Genomic DNA, 16,178 nt, shown 5'->3' on the forward strand with positions numbered 1-16,178 from the left:
CACCTCAGAGCGCCGGAGCCGGGGCCGGGGCGGGGGCGGGGGCGGCGGGCGCGGGGTCCAGCACCACGTGCGCGCCGGCGGCGTACTGCTCCAGCGCCTCGCCGTGCAGCAGCCTCGCCGGCGCGGCACCCGCGCCCAGCACCCGGGTCAGCGCCGCCACCGGCAGCGGCGACCGGCTGCCCAGCAGCACCGCGTTGCCGTGCCGCCGGCCGCGCAGCACCCCGGGCTCCAGCGCGGCGGCCGTGTGGGGGAAGGCGTCCCGCAGGGTCGCCACCTCGGCCTTGATCCCCACCGGCGAGGTCCGGTCCACGGTGTTGGCCAGGTAGAGGCCGCCGGGGGCCAGCACGCGGTCCACGTCGCGGAGGAACTCCGCCGTGCTCACGTGCCGCGGCGTGGAGTCCCCGGCGAAGACGTCGCGCACCACGAGGTCCGCCGAGGCGTCCCGGCGCGAGGCGAGGCCCGCGCGGGCGTCACCGGTCTGGATCCGCAGCTCGGGGGAGCGCGGCAGGTCCACCCACTCGCGCACCCGGGTGGCCAGCTCGGCGTCGAGCTCCACCACCACCTGCCGGACCGGCTGCCCGGCCTCGCGCCGCACCGCGGACAGGTGGCGCGGCAGCGCGCACGCGCCCCCGCCGAGGTGCACCGCCCGCAGCGGCGCGTCCGGGGTCGGCTCCAGCACCAGCCGGACCACGTCGGCCATCCACTGCAGGTACTCGAAGTCGAGCGCGGCCGGGTCCCCCACGCGCACGGGGGAGCTGGGCACGCCGTTGACGTACAGCGTCCACGAGCCGTCGTGCTCGGGGACCCAGGCGGCCTGCCCGGTGGAGGTGGTGAAGGCGCCCTCGACGGGGGCTGAGGTGTCGGGTCGCCCGGAGGGGCGCACGACGGAGCGCCCATGACGTCGTTCTCGCACACCCACAGCCTGCACCCGTCCGGCCGCGGCGCCGCCCTACAGTGAGGCACGTGGGGGCTGAGGTGCTCGTTCCGCCGTCGGAACAGGCGGTGCGACAGGTCCCGGACGCCCCGGCCGCCCCGGACGTGCAGCCCGCCGTCGTCGTCGACGCCCTGTCCCGCGCCCTGTCGCAGTACCTCGCGCACCTGCGGGTGGAGCGCGGCCTGGCCGAGAACACCCTCGCCGCCTACCGGCGCGACCTGGAGCGCTACGCCACCTGGCTGCGCCGCCGCGGCCGCACCGACCTCGCCGAGGTGGGCGAGGAGGACGTCGCCGCCCACCTGCAGGACCTGCGCACCGGCGCCGCGACGGCACCGGCCACCGCACCCGCCGGCGAGCTCGGCCCGCCGCTGTCGGCCTCCTCGGCCGCCCGCGCCGTGGTCGCCGTGCGCGGCTGGCACCGCTTCCTGGCCCTCGAGGGCGCCACCCCCGCCGACCCCGCCGCCGCCGTCCGCCCGCCCGCCACCCCGCGCCGCCTGCCCAAGGCCGTGCCCGTCGCGGACGTCCTGGCGCTGCTGGAGGCCTCCGGACTCGGGGAGGGCCCCGTGCCCGTGCGCGACCGAGCCCTGCTGGAGGTGCTCTACGGCACCGGGGCGCGCATCTCCGAGGCCGTCGGCCTCGACGTCGACGACCTGCCCGCCGAGGTCCTCGGACCCCTCACCGGGGGGCACGACGACGGCGACGCTCCTGCCGAGGGCCGGGCCGCGCTGCTGCGCCTGCGCGGCAAGGGCGGCAAGGAGCGCGTGGTGCCGCTGGGCTCCTACGCCGTGCAGGCCCTGTCCGCCTACCTCGTGCGCGCCCGGCCCGCGCTGGCCGCCGCCGGCGGCCCTGCGGCCCCCCTGACCACGGGCGGCCGCAGCGCCTCGGCGGGGGCGGTGTTCCTCAACAGCCGCGGCGCCCGCCTGTCCCGGCAGAGCGCCTGGGCCGTGCTGCGCACCGCCGCCGAGCGCGCCGGCGTCGGCAGCCCGGAGCACCCCGTCTCCCCGCACACGCTGCGGCACTCCTTCGCGACCCACCTGCTCGAGGGTGGCGCGGACGTCCGCGTGGTGCAGGAGCTGCTCGGCCACGCCAGCGTGACCACCACGCAGATCTACACGATGGTCACCGCCGACGCCCTGCGCGAGGTCTACGCCGCCGCCCACCCCCGCGCCCTGGGCTGACGCGCCGGCCGTTCACGCTGCGTGCCCGCCGCGCGCCGCCAGCCCCGCTCGGTCACCCGCTCGGCGCACACCCCTGGGGTAGTCTCCCCACCCATGACGAGCGACCTGCAGGCCCGCGGTGCGCAGGGCGCGCAGCACGGTCTGCTCGGTCCCACCGGGCGCCCCCTGGTCGACTTCCCGGTCCCGCAGGCCCTGTCCGGCCACGGCCCCGCCCGCGTCATCGCCATGTGCAACCAGAAGGGCGGGGTGGGCAAGACCACCACCACCATCAACCTGGGCGCGGCGCTCGCGGAGTACGGGCGCAAGGTGCTCCTGGTCGACTTCGACCCGCAGGGCGCGCTGTCGGTGGGCCTCGGCGTCAACCCGCACGAGCTGCAGCACAGCGTCTACACGCTGCTCATGGACCGGCGCGTCACCGTGGCCGACGTCGTCGTCCCCACCCGGCTGCCGGGGGTGGACATCCTGCCGGCCAACATCGACCTGTCGGCCGCGGAGGTGCAGCTGGTCGGCGAGGTGGCGCGCGAGCAGGCCCTCTCGCGCGCGCTGCGCACCGGCACGGACGACTACGACGTCGTCCTGGTCGACTGCCAGCCCTCCCTGGGCCTGCTGACCGTCAACGCGCTCACCGCCGCGCACGGCGTGCTCATCCCGCTGGAGTGCGAGTTCTTCGCGCTGCGCGGTGTGGCGCTGCTGGTGGAGACCATCGAGAAGGTGCAGGACCGGCTCAATCCGGCCCTGGCCATCGACGGCATCCTCGCCACCATGTACGACGCCCGCACGCTGCACTCCCGCGAGGTCATCGCCCGCGTCGTGGAGGCGTTCGGGTCCACGCTGTTCGACACCGTCATCGGCCGCACCGTGAAGTTCCCCGACGCCTCGGTGGCGGGGGAGCCGATCACCACGTACGCGCCCGAGCACTCCGGCGCGGAGTCCTACCGCCGCCTCGCGCGCGAGCTGGTCGCGCGCGGCGCCGCTGCCTGAGCCGTGCTCCCGGCGCCCCGCGCCGCAGGCGCCGCTGAGTCCACGGCCGCACCCGCCGCGGCGGCGGTCACCCCGGCGGTGCCCGGCGGCGTCCTCACCGACCGGGACGCGCCCGCCTTCGACGTCCACCTGGACAACTTCACCGGCCCGTTCGACCTGCTGCTGGGGCTGATCTCCCGGCGCCGGCTGGAGATCACCGAGGTGGCGCTGGCCGCCGTGACCGACGAGTTCATCGCGCACCTGCGGCGCATGCTCGCCGCCGTCGACGCCGAGCCCGTCGAGGACGACGACGGCGGCGGGGGCGCGCGGGCCGCCGCGAAGGCCGAGGTGGCCGCGCTCGGGCAGGCCAGCGGGTTCCTCGTGGTGGCCGCCACCCTGCTCGACCTCAAGGTGGCGCGGCTGCTGCCGAGCGAGGAGACCGACGAGCTCGACGCCGAGGGCCTGGCCCTGGTGGAGGCCCGGGACCTGCTGTTCGCCCGGCTGCTGCAGCACCGCGCCTACGCGCAGGTGGCGGGGCTGCTGGCCGACCGGCTGGCCGAGGGCGCGCTGAGCACGCCGCGCCCCGGGGGGACCGGTGCCGCCGACCCGCTGGTGGAGCGGGCGCTGCCCGAGCTGGTGCTGGCCACCACGCCCGACCAGCTGGCCGCGCTGGCCGCCGCCGCGATCGCCGCGCCGGTGGCGGGCCGCAGGGGGCTGCCCGCCCGGGTGGACGTCGAGCACCTGCACGCCCCCGCGGTCAGCCTGCCCGAGCAGGTGGCGCTGCTGCGGGCGAGGCTGGTGGCCCGCTTCGCCGAGCGCGGCGCGGAGGCGGTGGGCTTCGCCGAGCTCATCGCCGACGTGGGCGGGGCCACCGGGGACGGCGTGGACGGCGGGGACGGTCGGGCCGCGGTGGTGCACGTGGTGGGGCGCTTCCTGGCGGTGCTGGAGCTGTACCGCCGCGGCGAGCTCGACCTGGACCAGGCCGACCCGGCGCAGCCGCTGCAGGTCCGCTGGCGCGGCACGATCGACCTCACCGACCAGCCCGACCAGCCCGAGGACGCCGCATGAGCAGCACCGACCTGCCCGGGGGGCTGCGCGCGGCGCTGGAGGCCGTGCTCATGGTGGTGGACGCGCCGGTCTCCACCGACGACCTCGCCGAGGGCCTGGAGGTGCCGGTCGAGGAGGTCGGGCGGGCCCTGGCCGCGCTGGCGCAGGAGTACGCCGAGCAGCGGCGCGGCTTCGAGCTGCGCGCGGCCGCGGGCGGCTGGCGGATCTGGAGCCGCCCCGACGCCGCGGACCTCGTGGCCCGCTTCACCGGGGAGGCCGCCTCGGCGCGGCTGTCCAAGGCGGCGCTGGAGACCCTCGCCGTCATCGCCTACACCCAGCCGGTCACCCGGGCGCGGGTCGCGGCGGTGCGCGGGGTGGACGTCGACTCGGTGGTGCGGACCCTGCTCACCCGCGGTCTGGTGACCGAGGCGGGCAAGGAGGGCCCCGGGGGTGGGACCCTGTACCGGACGACCACGGCCTTCCTGGAGAAGATCGGGGTCGACAGCCTCGAGGACCTCCCTCCGCTGGCGCCGCACCTGCCGGACGACACGGAGATCGACGCGCTCCTCGACGCCCTCGACGACGGGCCGTGACCAGCGGCGGAGCAGGAGACCACCAGTGAGCCAGCAGCGAGACCAGCACTCCCGGCACGACGAGCACGACGTGCACGACCCCGACGGCGTGCGCCTGCAGAAGGTGCTGGCCGGGGCCGGCCTGGGCTCGCGGCGCGCCTGCGAGGACCTCATCGCCCGCGGGCGGGTGCGCGTGGACGGGAAGGTCGTCACCGAGCTCGGCGTCCGCGTCGACACCGCCACCGCGCAGGTCGAGGTGGACGGCATGCTCCTCCAGCTCGACACCACCAAGGTCTACCTGGCCATGAACAAGCCCCGCGGGTACCTCTCGGCGATGTCCGACGCCGAGGGCCGCCTGACGCTGGCCGACATCCTCGACGACCGCACCGAGCAGGGCGTGCGCCTGTTCCACGTCGGCCGCCTCGACGTCGACACCGAGGGCCTGATCCTGCTGACCAACGACGGGGACCTCGCGCACCGCCTGCAGCACCCCTCCTTCGAGGTGCCCCGCACCTACGTCGCCGAGGTCCACGGCCCGGTGGAGCGCGGCATCGGCAAGCGCCTGCGCGACGGGGTGGAGCTGGAGGACGGTCTGGCCAAGGCTGACTCCTTCCGCCTTGTCGACTCCGCGCCCGGCAAGGCGTTCGTGGAGATCGTCCTGCACGAGGGCCGCAAGCACGTGGTGCGCCGCATGCTCGAGGAGGTCGGCTACCCCGTCATCCGGCTGGCGCGCACCGCCATCGGCCCGATCCACCTGGGAGACCTGCGCCCCGGCGTGACCCGCTCGCTGACCCGCGAGGAGGTGTCCACGCTGCGCAGCGCCGGGCCGGGCTCGCAGCCGTCCGCGCGCACGCCGCGCCCCAAGGGCCAGCGCCCGGTGGCGAAGGCACCGGACCGCAAGGGCATCCAGATGGTCACGGGCGCGGCGCGGCGCACGGCGGCGTCGTCGAAGTCCACGAGGGCGGCCAAGAACGCCAAGGCCGCGCGCACCCGGGGCGGTGCGGGCCAGCAGGGGCAGCAGCGCCAGCAGCGGCGCCAGGGCGGGCGCTGATGGCCGAGCTGGCCGTCAGGGCCGTCAGGGGGGCGGTCCAGCTCGACGCCGACGAGCGCGAGCACCTGCTCGCGAGCACCCGCGAGCTGGTGACGGCCGTGCTGGAGGCCAACCGGCTCTCCGCCGCGGACCTGGTCAGCATCATGTTCACCTGCACCCCCGACCTGACCAGCGAGTTCCCGGCCGTCGCCGCGCGCGAGCTGGGCCTGGGCGACGTGCCGCTGATGTGCGCCGTCGAGGTGGACGTGGTCGGCGCCATGCCGCGCGTGGTGCGCCTCATGGCGCTGGTCGAGACGGACCTGGCGCGCGCCGAGGTGCAGCACGTGTACCTGCGCGGCGCCACCGCGCTGCGCCGCGACATCGCCCAGTGACCCCCGCCCTGACCAGCAGGACGACGACGATGACGGGACGGACCCGCCGATGACCACCCTGCACGCGCGCACGCGCGGTCCCGTCCACGTGGTCGGCACGGGCCTGCTGGGCACCAGCGCCGCGCTGGCGCTGCGCGCCCGCGGTGTCGAGACCACCCTGGCCGACCCCTCGCCGACCGCGGCCGCCCTGGCCCGCGACCTCGGGGCGGGGCGGCTGCGCCAGCCCGGCGACACGCCGCCGGCGCTCGTCGTCGTCGCCGCTCCGCCGGACGTCACCGCCTCGGTGGTGGCTGAGCAGCTGGCCCGCTGGCCGGACGCCGTGGTCACGGACGTGGCCAGCGTCAAGCTCACGGTGCTGCACGAGCTGCGGCGCCTGGTGCGGGACCCGGGCGCGCTCGCGCGCTACGTGGGCAGCCACCCCCTGGCCGGGCGGGAGCGCTCCGGGGCGGTGGCCGCCCGCGGGACGCTCTTCGCGGGGCGTCCGTGGGTGCTGTGCCCCACGCCCGCCTCCGCCCCGGCGGCGGTGGCCGCCGTGCGAGACCTCGCCGACGACCTGGGCGGCGTGCCCGTGGCGATGGAGGCCGGGGCGCACGACGAGGCCGTGGCGCTGGTCTCGCACGTGCCGCAGGTGGCGGCCTCCCTCGTGGCCGCGCGGCTGCGCGAGGCGCCCGAGCCCGCGGTCGAGCTGGCCGGGCAGGGACTGCGCGACGTCACGCGCATCGCCGAGTCCGACCCGGCGCTGTGGGTGCAGATCCTCGGAGCGAACGCCGGACCGGTGGCCGCGGTGCTGCGGGACCTGCGCGCCGACCTCGACGCCGTGCTCGCCGCCCTGGAGCAGCTGGACCGGGTGGAGGACGCCCACGACGCGGCGGCGAAGTCGCCCGGTGCGCTGGCCGCGGTGGCGCAGCTCATCGCCGACGGCGGTGCCGGCCGCGCCCGGGTGCCGGGCAAGCACGGCGCCCCGCCGACGTCCTACGCGGTGGTCACGGTGCTCGTGCCCGACGCCCCCGGGGAGCTGGCGCGGCTCCTGCACGACGTCGGCGCGGCCGGCGTCAACCTCGAGGACCTGCGCATCGAGCACTCCCCGGGCCAGCCCGTGGGCCTGGCGGAGGTGTCCGTGCTCCCCGCGGCGCGGACGGTGCTGGAGGCGGCGTTGCGCGACCTGGGCTGGGCCCTGCTCGACTGACGGGGGAGGGCCGGGCAGGGCCCCGCTCGGCCGCGCCGCCACCGACCTCGGCCAGCGCCGGACGTGGTGGCCTCAGTCGGCGGGGCCCTCGACCGGCAGGTTCGCCGTGGCCAGGGCCACGAGGCCGTCCACGGCTCCGGGGTGGGCCAGCACGAGCGAGCGGCTCACCCCGGACAGCGGCTCGCCGTCCAGAGGCACCACCGCGCCGCCGGCCTCGGCGACCAGCAGCGCCGGGCCGTGCAGGTCGCGGCGGTCGCCGCCCAGGCGCAGCGTCCCCATGACGCGGCCGTCGGCGATGGAGACCACCTCGGCGGCGGAGCTCTCCACCACCTTGGCCAGCCAGCCGGACTCCTTGACGGCGCCGAGCACGCCGGCGCCGGCGCGGACCACCCCGCCGGGCTCCGCCTGGCCCTCCAGGTGCAGGCGGCGCGGCTCGGCGTCCGGACCGCCGACCCTGACGAACGCCCCCCGGCCGGCCACCGCCGTGTACAGGTGGCCTCCGGTCCACACGGCCACGGACTCCACCTGCGGGCGCTCGCGCGGACCGCGCCACGCGGACGCCACCACCGACCACGGTCCGAGGCGGCGCGCGTAGTTGAGGGTGCCGTCGATCGGGTCGACCACCCACGTGCGTCCGGTCTCCGGGTCCGCCGGGGGCCGGTCCGCGCCCTCCTCGCCGATGATCCCGTCCGCCGGGAAGCGCTCGCGCAGCGCCTCGTCGACGGCGCGCTCGGTGTCGAGGTCGACGTCGGTGACCACCGAACCGGTCAGCGCCGCGGCCGGCTTGCGCTGCTCCACCGCGTCGAGCTGGCGGCGGGTGGCCTCCTCCCCGAGGCGCGTGACGAGCGCCGCGACGAACTCGAGGGCCTCGGCGGCCTCCCGGGCCCGCTCGTCGACCTGCTCGTCTACCGGCTGGTCGACCGGCTCGGGGGTGCTGGCGGATCGGGGTGCGGTGGCCACACGACCAGGCTAGTGACCTCGCTGGTGGCAGGGCCCGTCGCCGCCGGCCACTACCCTCGGGGGGTGCACGCTCCACCCGAACACCCCTCCCCGTCCAGCGCGCGGCCCCGCGCTCGCGGGCTCGTCGTCGCCGTCGACGGTCCCTCCGGCTCCGGCAAGTCCACGCTGTGCCGCCGCACGGCTGCCGCCCTCGGCGCCGGCTACCTCGACACCGGCGCCTACTACCGCGCCGTGTGCTGGGCTGCCCTGGAGGACGGGTTCGACCTCGCGGGCGCGTCGTCGTCCGCGGCGGCGGGGGAGCGCGACCACGGCCTGGACGAGGCCGTCAGCAGCCTCGCCCGCGGGCTGGACCTGCGCGTCGGCACCGACCCGGAGCGGCCCTACGTCATCGTGCGCGGCACCGACGTCACCGCCGCCATCCGCGAGAGCCGCATCTCCGCGGCCGTGAGCGTCGTGGCCACCAACCTCGAGGTCCGCGCCGAGCTCATCGCGCGCCAGCGCGCCGCCATCGCCGCCCAGGCCGCCCAGCGCGGCGTGGTGGCCGAGGGCCGCGACCTCACCACCGTGGTCGCCCCCGACGCCGCCGTGCGCGTGCTGGTGGTGGTCGACGAGGAGCGCCGCCTCGCGCGCCGCGCCCTGGAGCTGCACGGCAGCGCCGACGCCGCCGCCGTGGACCGCACCCGTGACGAGGTGGTCCGCCGCGACCGGGACGACTCCACCGTCGCCGCGTTCACCGAGGCCGCCGACGGCGTCACCGTGCTGGACAACTCCGGCACCCTGGAGAAGGGCGTCGAGGCGCTGCTGGCGCTGGTGGGCGCCGCGCTGCCCGTCCGCACCTCCTCCTCGGGCGCCCAGACCGCCCACGACCAGGCAGGAGCCCGCGCGTGAGCGAGGAGCTGGACCCGACCCGCGCGCTGCGCGTCGGGCTGGAGGACTACGAGCTGTCCGAGGAGGACCTCGCCGTCCTCGACGGCGAGCACACCGACCACGGCGTCGACGACGAGGGCGTCCTGCCCGTCGTCGCGATCATCGGCCGGCCCAACGTCGGCAAGTCCACGCTGGTCAACCGCGTGCTCGGCCGCCGCGAGGCGGTGGTGCAGGACGTGCCCGGCGTCACCCGCGACCGGGTCCGGTACACCACCGAGTGGGCGGGCACGCCGTTCGTCGTCGTCGACACCGGCGGGTGGGAGGTCGACGTCCACGGGCTCGACGCCCGCGTGGCCGAGCAGGCCGAGATCGCCATCGAGCTGGCCGACGTCGTCGTCTTCGTGGTCGACGCCTCCGTGGGGGCCACCGGCACCGACGAGGCCGTGGTGAAGCTCATCCGCCGCTCGGGCAAGCCCGTGGTGCTCGCGGCGAACAAGGTGGACGACGAGCGCACCGAGGCCGACGCCGCGATGCTCTGGTCGCTCGGCCTGGGCGAGCCGCACCCGGTGTCCGCTCTGCACGGGCGCGGATCGGGCGACCTGCTCGACGCCGTGCTCAAGGCCGTCCCCGACCAGCTGGTGGGAGAGCGCGAGACCGTCGGCGGGCCGCGCCGCGTGGCGCTGCTGGGGCGTCCGAACGTCGGCAAGTCGAGCCTGCTCAACAAGCTGGTCGGCTCCGAGCGCGTCGTCGTCGACTCCACCGCCGGCACCACCCGCGACCCGGTCGACGAGCTCGTCGAGCTGGGCGGGCGCGAGTGGCGCTTCGTGGACACCGCCGGCATCCGCCGCCGCGTGCACCAGACCTCCGGCGCTGACTACTACGCGTCCCTGCGCACGCAGGCCGCCCTGGAGCGCGCCGAGGTGGCCGTGGTGCTGCTGGAGGCCTCCGAGCGCCTCACCGAGCAGGACACCCGCATCATCACCACGGTGGTGGAGTCCGGGCGGGCGCTGGTGCTGGCGTTCAACAAGTGGGACCTCACCGACGAGGAGCGCCGCCACTACCTCGAGCGCGAGATCGAGACCGACCTCGCGCAGGTGGCCTGGGCGCCGCGGGTGAACATCTCCGCGCGCACCGGGCGCCACGTGGAGAAGCTGGTGCCCGCGCTCGACGTGGCGCTGGACAGCTGGGACACCCGCGTGCCCACCGGCCGGCTGAACCAGTTCCTCTCCGAGGTCGTGCAGGCCCACCCGCACCCGCTGCGGGGCGGCAAGCAGCCGCGCATCCTCTTCGGCACGCAGGCGTCCACGCGGCCGCCGCGGTTCGTGCTGTTCGCCTCCGGGTTCCTCGAGGCGCAGTACCGCCGGTTCCTGGAGCGGCGCCTGCGCGAGCAGTTCGGCTTCGAGGGGTCCCCGGTGGAGGTCAGCGTGCGCGTGCGGGAGAAGCGCCGCCGCTGAGGTCCTGACGACGACGGGGGCGGGTGGCTGCCAGGTGCAGCCGCCCGCCCCGTGCTGTCAGGGCCGGCTGTCAGGGCCGGCTGTCAGTGCCGGGCGCCATGATCGGCCGCGTGGAGACCACCACGCCCGCGGCCGAGGGGGCACCCGTGGCACTGACCGTCGACCTCGCCTGGGAGGGCTACGTCGCCGGCGCGACGGTCGACCCCAAGACCATGTCGGTCTACGACGGGGTGTTCCGCCGCCACGTCTCTCCCGTGCTGGGGGGCGTGCCGGTGGTCGACGTGACCCCTGAGGACGTGGTCCGGCTGCTCGACGGGCTGAGGGCCCGCGGCAGCAGCGCCTCGCTCGTGCGGCTGTCGCGGGTCGTCCTGTCGGCGGCGTGCCGGTACGCGCAGGCGCAGCGCGTCATCGGCGTCCTCCCCACCGACGGGGTGCGCGCGCCGCGGTCCGAGACCGTGCTGACGCGGGTGCTCACCCCCGAGGAGTTCGTCCTGGTCCGAGAGCACCTCCCGACCACCGGCGCCCAGCTGCTGGCCGACCTGCTGGTCCGCAGCGGCCTGAGGATCGGCGAGGCGCTCGCCCTGCAGCGCCACGACCTGCAGCAGGGGCAGGTGCTGGTGCGCCGGGCCCTGTCCGAGCCCGGCCGGCGCTTCTCGGCCGGTGGCGAGCGGTTCGTCCTGCGGCCCTCCACCAAGAACGGCGAGCCGCGGCGGGTGCAGGTGGGTGAGGACTTCGAAGACCGCCTGCAGGTGTGGTGCGACGCCGCCGGCCTGGAGGGTGGTGACCTGCTGTTCCCTGCGCGCCTCGTGCTGCCCGCACCCTCGGGGCGGACCTTCCCCCGCCCCGTCCACACCGAGCCGCTGACCGAGGAGCGCCTGGCGCGGCTCGGGTCCTTCACGGGTCCCAATGGCAGGGTCTACCAGCACGGGACGATGAACGGCTACGTCACCGGCAGATGTCGTGAGGCCTGCTGCCGCCAGGCCATCTCGGAGTACTCCGCGCGGAAGAGGCGCGAGCGGAGGGACGCCCGGCGCGGCGACGCGGTCCCCCGACGCGCCCGCGTGGAGGGCGGAGCCCTCCCGGCGGACTCGGCGGCCGCCTCGGGGGTGCCGGGGATCGGTGCGGTGAGCCACCAGGGGTGGAGCGCTCTGTGGGACGCGGCCGTGCGCTCCGCAGGGCTCGACTTCCGCCCCCTGGCGCGGCACACGCGGCACGTGCACGCGTCGTGGCTGAACGGGGGTGGGGTGAGCGTGGAGAAGATCTCAGAGCGGCTCGGTCACCGCGACGACCGCTCCACCAGGGGCTACGTGCGACCGGTGGGCCGTGAGGCGGATCCCGTGGCCGTGCTGGACGCACTGCTCGACCAGGAGGCGCCACCTCGCGGCTGAGCCCCGTCGAGGGACCTGTAAGGTGTTCCACGGTCCTGAGGGATCGCGGGCTGTGGCGCAGCTTGGTAGCGCACGTGACTGGGGGTCACGGGGTCGCAGGTTCAAATCCTGTCAGCCCGACAGACAGGCCCTGGTGAGCACCGCTCACCAGGGCCTTCGTCGTCGTGGCGGAGGGTCTCGCGCGGGTGTCGCCCGTCCTGCTCCGCAGTGGGCAGCACCCCGGAGGGGGCTCCGGACGCCGGGGGCTCCTCCGCGTGGTGGATGCTCGTGAGCAGCGGGGCGCCGGAGCCCGCGGGGACCTCAGCCGACGCGGACGACCATCTTGCCGGTGTTGCCGCCGCGCATCATGGACAGGAACGCCTCGAAGGTGTTCTCCACCCCGTCCACCACGGTCTCGTCGTGCTCGAGCTGTCCGGCGGCGAACCACTCCGAGAGCTTGGCCGTGGCCTCGGGCAGCAGGGAGGCGAAGTCGCCCAGGGTGAACCCCCGCAGCGTCAGGCTGCGGGTGATGGCGTTGGCGAGGTTGTCGGGACCGGCCGGCCCGGGGTGGGAGGGGCTGGCGTTGTAGCCCGAGATCGCCCCGCACAGGGCCAGGCGCCCGCCGCGGTTCATGACGTCGAGCGCTGCCTGCAGGTGGTCCCCGCCGACGTTGTCGAAGTACACGTCCACGCCGTCCGGCACCAGTGCGGGCAGCTGCTCGCGCACCGGGGCGGCCTTGTAGTCGAGGGCGGCGTCGAAGCCGAAGCGCTCGCGCAGCCGCGCCACCTTCTGCGGGCCGCCGGCGGAGCCGACCACGCGGGAGGCGCCCAGCAGGCGCGCCACCTGGCCGACGGCGGTGCCGACGGCACCCGCGGCGCCGGAGACGAACACCGTCTCGCCCGGCTGCAGGTGCGCCACGGCGGTGAGCCCGGCGTAGGCGGTCTGGCCGGTGAGCCCCAGGATCCCCAGGTGCACCGAGGAGGGCACGGGTGCGCCGTCGCGGGAGACCTCGGGCACGGCGCGGAAGCCGCCAGCGTCACCCTGGGCGACGTCGCGCCAGCCCTGCTGGTGCACCACGAGGGTGCCCACGGGCAGCGCGGGCGCGGTCGACTCGACCACCCGGCCGACGGCTCCGCCGTTCATCGACTCGCCGAGGCCGAAGGGCGGCACGTAGCTCTTGGTGTCGTTCATGCGGCCGCGCATGTACGGGTCCACCGAGACGAACTCGTTGGCCACGCGCACCTGGCCGGGGCCGAGGTCGGGCAGGGCCACCTCGACCAGGCGGACGTCGGCGGTGGTCGGCTCACCGACGGGGCGGGCGGTGAGCTGCCACTGCCGGCTGGTCGAGCTGCTGGTGCTGGTGGTGCTGGTCATGGGGATCTCCAGGGGGTTGCGGGAGGACGGTGCTGGACTGGCTGATGGACCTGCTGGTGGACTTGCCTGTCTGCGAGGCGGCGGTCAGGCGGTGACCAGGCCGACCACGAGCGCGACGACACCGAGCAGGGGGAAGGTCCCCTGCGCCGCCGCTGCGCGCAGCTTGCTGCGGTCGGACAGGGCCAGCACGAGGGCCGCGGCGGCCATCGAGCCCGCCCCGGCCAGGGCCAGCGCCGCACCGACGCCCACCGGCCCACCGCGGAGCAGGACGACGACGCCGGCGGCCGCCACCACGGCGAGGAAGAGGTTGTAGAAGCCCTGGTTGAAGGCCATCTGCCGGGTGGCCTCCGCCTGCTCGCGCGTCAGCCCGAAGGTGCGGCGCGCCCGCGGACTGGTCCACGCCAGTGACTCGAGCACGAAGATCCACACGTGCAGGAGGGCGGCGGCAGCGATGAGGACGAGCCCGGCGATGACCACGAGCAGGTACTGTAACGCTCGTTGCAGAACATCTGCACGTCGCGTCCGCGCCGCCGCTCGCGGCGGGCGGACAGGGGAGGGAGAGGGGTCCGTGGGGCGACCAGCCGGCTTCGAGGAGGCCACCGCCGTGCGCGCCGCGCGCCGCGTCTTCTGGCAGCACGGCTACGAGCAGGCCTCGGTGCCCGACCTCGAGCGCGCCACCGGCCTGGGACGCTCGAGCCTCTACCACGCCTTCGGCAGCAAGCGCGGCCTCTACGACGCCGCCCTCGCCAGCTACCTCGACGAAGTGGTCCGCCCCCGCCTGCGGCCCCTCCAGACGCCCCCCGTCGCGGCGGGCGCCCTCGCCGGCTACCTGGAACGGCTCCTCACCGCGGTGTCCGCGGTGTCCACCGCCGGCTCGCGCCCGCCCGGTCACGAGGACGACGACCGCGGCGACGCCCTCCACGGCTGCCTGCTGCTCAACGCCGCCGCCGCCCCCATCGGCCAGGACGAGACCGTCCGCGCCGTCGTCGCCGCCTACCGGCGGGAGCTGCGCGCGGCCGTGGCCGACGGCCTGGCCGCCGCCCGCCCCGACCTGGCCGAGGACGCCCGCGAGCAGCTGGGCGAGTCCGTCACCGCTCTCGTCGTCGCCGCCCTCGCCCTGGTCCGGGTGGACCCGCAGGCCGCCGGTGACAGCCTGCGCGCCGCCCTCGCCACCGCCCGACCCGATCCCCGACCCGAACCCCGACCCGGGCGGCAGGACCATCCCCGGGGCTGAGGCCGGTCGCCGCGCGGGGCTGCGATGCTGGACGGCGTGAGGAGCGCCGGGCCGGTGGGCACCGCCGAGCACCCCGGCGTCGCCGTGCTCACGCTGCCCAACGCCCTCTCGGCGCTGCGGGTGCTGCTGGTGCCCGTCTTCGCCGCGCTCATCCTGACCGGGCACGACCTGTGGGCGCTCGCGGTGCTCGCCGCCTCCGGGGCCAGCGACTGGCTGGACGGCCGCCTGGCCCGCCGCTGGCAGCAGGTCACCCGCCTCGGGCAGGTGCTGGACCCGGCGGCGGACCGGCTCTTCATCCTCGCGGCGCTGCTGGGCATGGCCCTGCGCGACCTCGTGCCGTGGTGGCTGGTGGCGGTCGTGGTGGGGCGGGACCTGCTCCTGCTCGCCCTGGGGCCGCCGCTGGCCCGGATGGGCCACGGCCCGCTGCCCGTCAGCGACCTCGGCAAGGCCGCCACCTTCGCGCTGCTGTACGCCTTCCCGCTGATCCTGCTGTCCTCGGTGGGCGGCCCGGTCGGCGCGGTGGCCCGCCCGCTCGGCTGGGCGTTCGCCCTCTGGGGGGCCTGCCTGTACTGGTGGGCCGGTCTGCGCTACGCCGCCCAGGTCCGCGCGCTGCTGCGCGCCCGCGACGCGCAGCGGGCGGCCAGCCCCGGAGCCGCCTCGTGAGCGCGCCCACCCGTCCGCGCCGACCCGACGCGTCCATGACGCTGCTGGTCGAGGTGCTGGAGCGACCGCTGGACCCCGGCTACGCGGCTGCCGCCGAGCGCCGTCGCGCCGAGGCCGCCGCCGCTCCCGGTGGGCAGCTCCCCGCACCCCGGACGCGCCGCCGCCGCGCTCTCACCGCGCTGCTGGCCGCCGTCACCGGGCTGGTGGTCACCGGCGCCGTCCTGGCGCTGCAGGCGCCGTCCAACCCCTCCGACCGCTCCCAGCTGGTCGCCGACATCCAGCGGCGCACCACCGAGGCGGACGCCCTCGCCGTCCGCGCCTCCCAGCTGCGCGCCCAGGTCCAGTCCGAGCAGGAGGCCGTGCTCGGCGGGGAGCCCGGCGCCCCCGCCGCCGACGACGGCGTGCTGGTGGCCTCCGGCACCACCGAGGTCCGGGGCCCGGGGCTGGTGGTCACCCTCACCGACGGCCGCGGCGCCGCGCAGGGCCAGACCGACCCCCGCGACGTCGACCCGGCCGCGGACGCCCGCGTGCAGGACGGTGACCTGCAGCGCGTGGCCAACGGCCTGTGGAGCTCGGGCGCGGAGGCGGTGGCCGTCAACGGCCAGCGGCTCACCGCCGCCACCGCCATCCGCAGCGCCGGCGGTGCGGTGCTGGTGAACTTCCGGCCGCTGTCGCCGCCGTACCGCGTGGAGGCGATCGGGTCACCCAACGCGCTCGCCGCGTCGTTCGCGCTGACGCCCGCCGCGCGCTGGCTGCAGGCCCTCCAGGACCAGTACGGCATCGGCGTGCAGGTCAGCACCTCCGACGGGCTGGACCTGCCCGCGCTCGACGCGCAGCGCCTCTACAGTGCTCGCGTCCCCTCGAGCACCTCGAGCCCCTCCAGCACCGCCACGGGCTCGCGCCCGGCCAGCACCGCGCCCTCAGCCGCCCCTGAGCAGCAGGAGTCCTCACCGTGATCGC

The 16,178-nt window shown here is 76.5% G+C and carries 17 protein-coding genes and 1 tRNA gene; 14 read left to right on the forward strand and 4 right to left on the reverse strand.

The features are described from left to right. Positions 1-4: 4 nt before the first annotated feature. Positions 5-883, reverse strand: a complete 879-nt coding sequence (locus H7K62_RS05250; RefSeq protein ID WP_222437105.1) for a spermidine synthase — start codon at positions 881-883, stop codon at positions 5-7. A gap of 155 nt (positions 884-1,038) precedes the next feature. Here H7K62_RS05250 and H7K62_RS05255 point away from each other — a divergent pair, with 155 nt between their 5' ends. The 7 genes from H7K62_RS05255 (at position 1,039) to H7K62_RS05285 (ending at position 7,299) form a co-directional block, all read left to right on the forward strand. Continuing rightward, positions 1,039-2,112, forward strand: a complete 1,074-nt coding sequence (locus H7K62_RS05255; protein ID WP_370591636.1) for a site-specific tyrosine recombinase XerD — start codon at positions 1,039-1,041, stop codon at positions 2,110-2,112. Positions 2,113-2,205: 93 nt separating this feature from the next. Beyond that, on the forward strand, positions 2,206-3,093 hold the full coding sequence (locus H7K62_RS05260; RefSeq protein ID WP_186716867.1) for a ParA family protein: 888 nt from the start codon (positions 2,206-2,208) through the stop codon (positions 3,091-3,093). Between the two features lie 3 nt (positions 3,094-3,096). Continuing rightward, positions 3,097-4,140, forward strand: coding sequence for a segregation and condensation protein A (locus H7K62_RS05265; protein WP_222437106.1), 1,044 nt, complete (start codon positions 3,097-3,099; stop codon positions 4,138-4,140). Beyond that, the gene (gene scpB / locus H7K62_RS05270; protein WP_186716868.1) at positions 4,137-4,712 is read left to right on the forward strand and encodes an SMC-Scp complex subunit ScpB; all 576 of its coding nucleotides are present in this window, start codon (positions 4,137-4,139) and stop codon (positions 4,710-4,712) included. The genes H7K62_RS05265 and scpB overlap by 4 nt, the downstream gene beginning before the upstream one ends. Positions 4,713-4,737: 25 nt before the next feature. Continuing rightward, positions 4,738-5,742 carry a pseudouridine synthase gene (locus H7K62_RS05275; protein ID WP_186716869.1) on the forward strand — a complete coding sequence of 335 codons (1,005 nt, stop codon included), beginning with the start codon at positions 4,738-4,740 and terminating at the stop codon, positions 5,740-5,742. An 8-nt stretch (positions 5,743-5,750) separates the two neighbouring features. Beyond that, entirely contained in the window at positions 5,751-6,113 is a 363-nt protein-coding gene (aroH, locus tag H7K62_RS05280; protein ID WP_186717067.1) for a chorismate mutase, read from the forward strand. A 49-nt stretch (positions 6,114-6,162) separates the two neighbouring features. Beyond that, the gene (locus tag H7K62_RS05285; RefSeq protein ID WP_186716870.1) at positions 6,163-7,299 is read left to right on the forward strand and encodes a prephenate dehydrogenase; all 1,137 of its coding nucleotides are present in this window, start codon (positions 6,163-6,165) and stop codon (positions 7,297-7,299) included. A 72-nt stretch (positions 7,300-7,371) separates the two neighbouring features. On the opposite strand, the gene H7K62_RS05290 is transcribed toward H7K62_RS05285, so the two are convergent. Beyond that, the gene (locus H7K62_RS05290; protein WP_186716871.1) at positions 7,372-8,259 is read right to left on the reverse strand and encodes an inositol monophosphatase family protein; all 888 of its coding nucleotides are present in this window, start codon (positions 8,257-8,259) and stop codon (positions 7,372-7,374) included. 63 nt (positions 8,260-8,322) lie between these two features. On the opposite strand from H7K62_RS05290, the gene H7K62_RS05295 reads away from it, so the two are divergent. The 4 genes from H7K62_RS05295 to H7K62_RS05310 all read left to right on the forward strand — a co-directional run bounded on the left by H7K62_RS05295 (position 8,323) and on the right by H7K62_RS05310 (position 12,088). Next, entirely contained in the window at positions 8,323-9,147 is an 825-nt protein-coding gene (locus tag H7K62_RS05295) for a (d)CMP kinase (protein ID WP_186716872.1), read from the forward strand. Next, complete coding sequence (gene der, locus H7K62_RS05300; protein WP_186716873.1) at positions 9,144-10,580, forward strand: ribosome biogenesis GTPase Der; 1,437 nt, start codon at positions 9,144-9,146, stop codon at positions 10,578-10,580. Before H7K62_RS05295 ends, der begins: the two co-directional genes overlap by 4 nt. Positions 10,581-10,690: 110 nt before the next feature. Then, a complete protein-coding gene (locus H7K62_RS23575) occupies positions 10,691-11,968 on the forward strand; it encodes a tyrosine-type recombinase/integrase (RefSeq protein ID WP_186716874.1) in 1,278 nt (425 codons plus the stop codon). Between the two features lie 46 nt (positions 11,969-12,014). Next, positions 12,015-12,088 (forward strand) — tRNA-Pro (locus H7K62_RS05310). Positions 12,089-12,268: 180 nt separating this feature from the next. Here the strand turns inward: H7K62_RS05310 and H7K62_RS05315 are convergent. Both H7K62_RS05315 and H7K62_RS05320 read right to left on the reverse strand, forming a co-directional pair. Beyond that, positions 12,269-13,321, reverse strand: coding sequence for an NADP-dependent oxidoreductase (locus tag H7K62_RS05315; protein WP_186716875.1), 1,053 nt, complete (start codon positions 13,319-13,321; stop codon positions 12,269-12,271). Between the two features lie 84 nt (positions 13,322-13,405). Beyond that, positions 13,406-13,798 (reverse strand): DUF1304 domain-containing protein, encoded by a 393-nt coding sequence (locus tag H7K62_RS05320; RefSeq protein WP_186716876.1) that lies wholly within the window; start codon positions 13,796-13,798, stop codon positions 13,406-13,408. Positions 13,799-13,889: 91 nt separating this feature from the next. Between H7K62_RS05320 and H7K62_RS05325 the strand changes: the two genes are divergently transcribed. From H7K62_RS05325 to H7K62_RS05335, 3 genes are read left to right on the forward strand one after another with little or no spacing between them, the layout of a single operon-like run. After that, positions 13,890-14,555 carry a TetR/AcrR family transcriptional regulator gene (locus tag H7K62_RS05325; protein WP_186716877.1) on the forward strand — a complete coding sequence of 222 codons (666 nt, stop codon included), beginning with the start codon at positions 13,890-13,892 and terminating at the stop codon, positions 14,553-14,555. Between the two features lie 36 nt (positions 14,556-14,591). Then, positions 14,592-15,218: a CDP-alcohol phosphatidyltransferase family protein gene (locus tag H7K62_RS05330; RefSeq protein ID WP_370591615.1), complete on the forward strand. Its 627-nt coding sequence runs from the start codon at positions 14,592-14,594 to the stop codon at positions 15,216-15,218. Then, positions 15,215-16,174, forward strand: a complete 960-nt coding sequence (locus tag H7K62_RS05335) for a DUF881 domain-containing protein (protein WP_186716879.1) — start codon at positions 15,215-15,217, stop codon at positions 16,172-16,174. The genes H7K62_RS05330 and H7K62_RS05335 overlap by 4 nt, the downstream gene beginning before the upstream one ends. The last annotated feature ends 4 nt before the right edge of the window (positions 16,175-16,178 follow it).

The sequence above is a fragment of the Quadrisphaera sp. RL12-1S genome, from assembly GCF_014270065.1.
Taxonomy (GTDB): Bacteria; Actinomycetota; Actinomycetes; order Actinomycetales; family Quadrisphaeraceae; genus Quadrisphaera.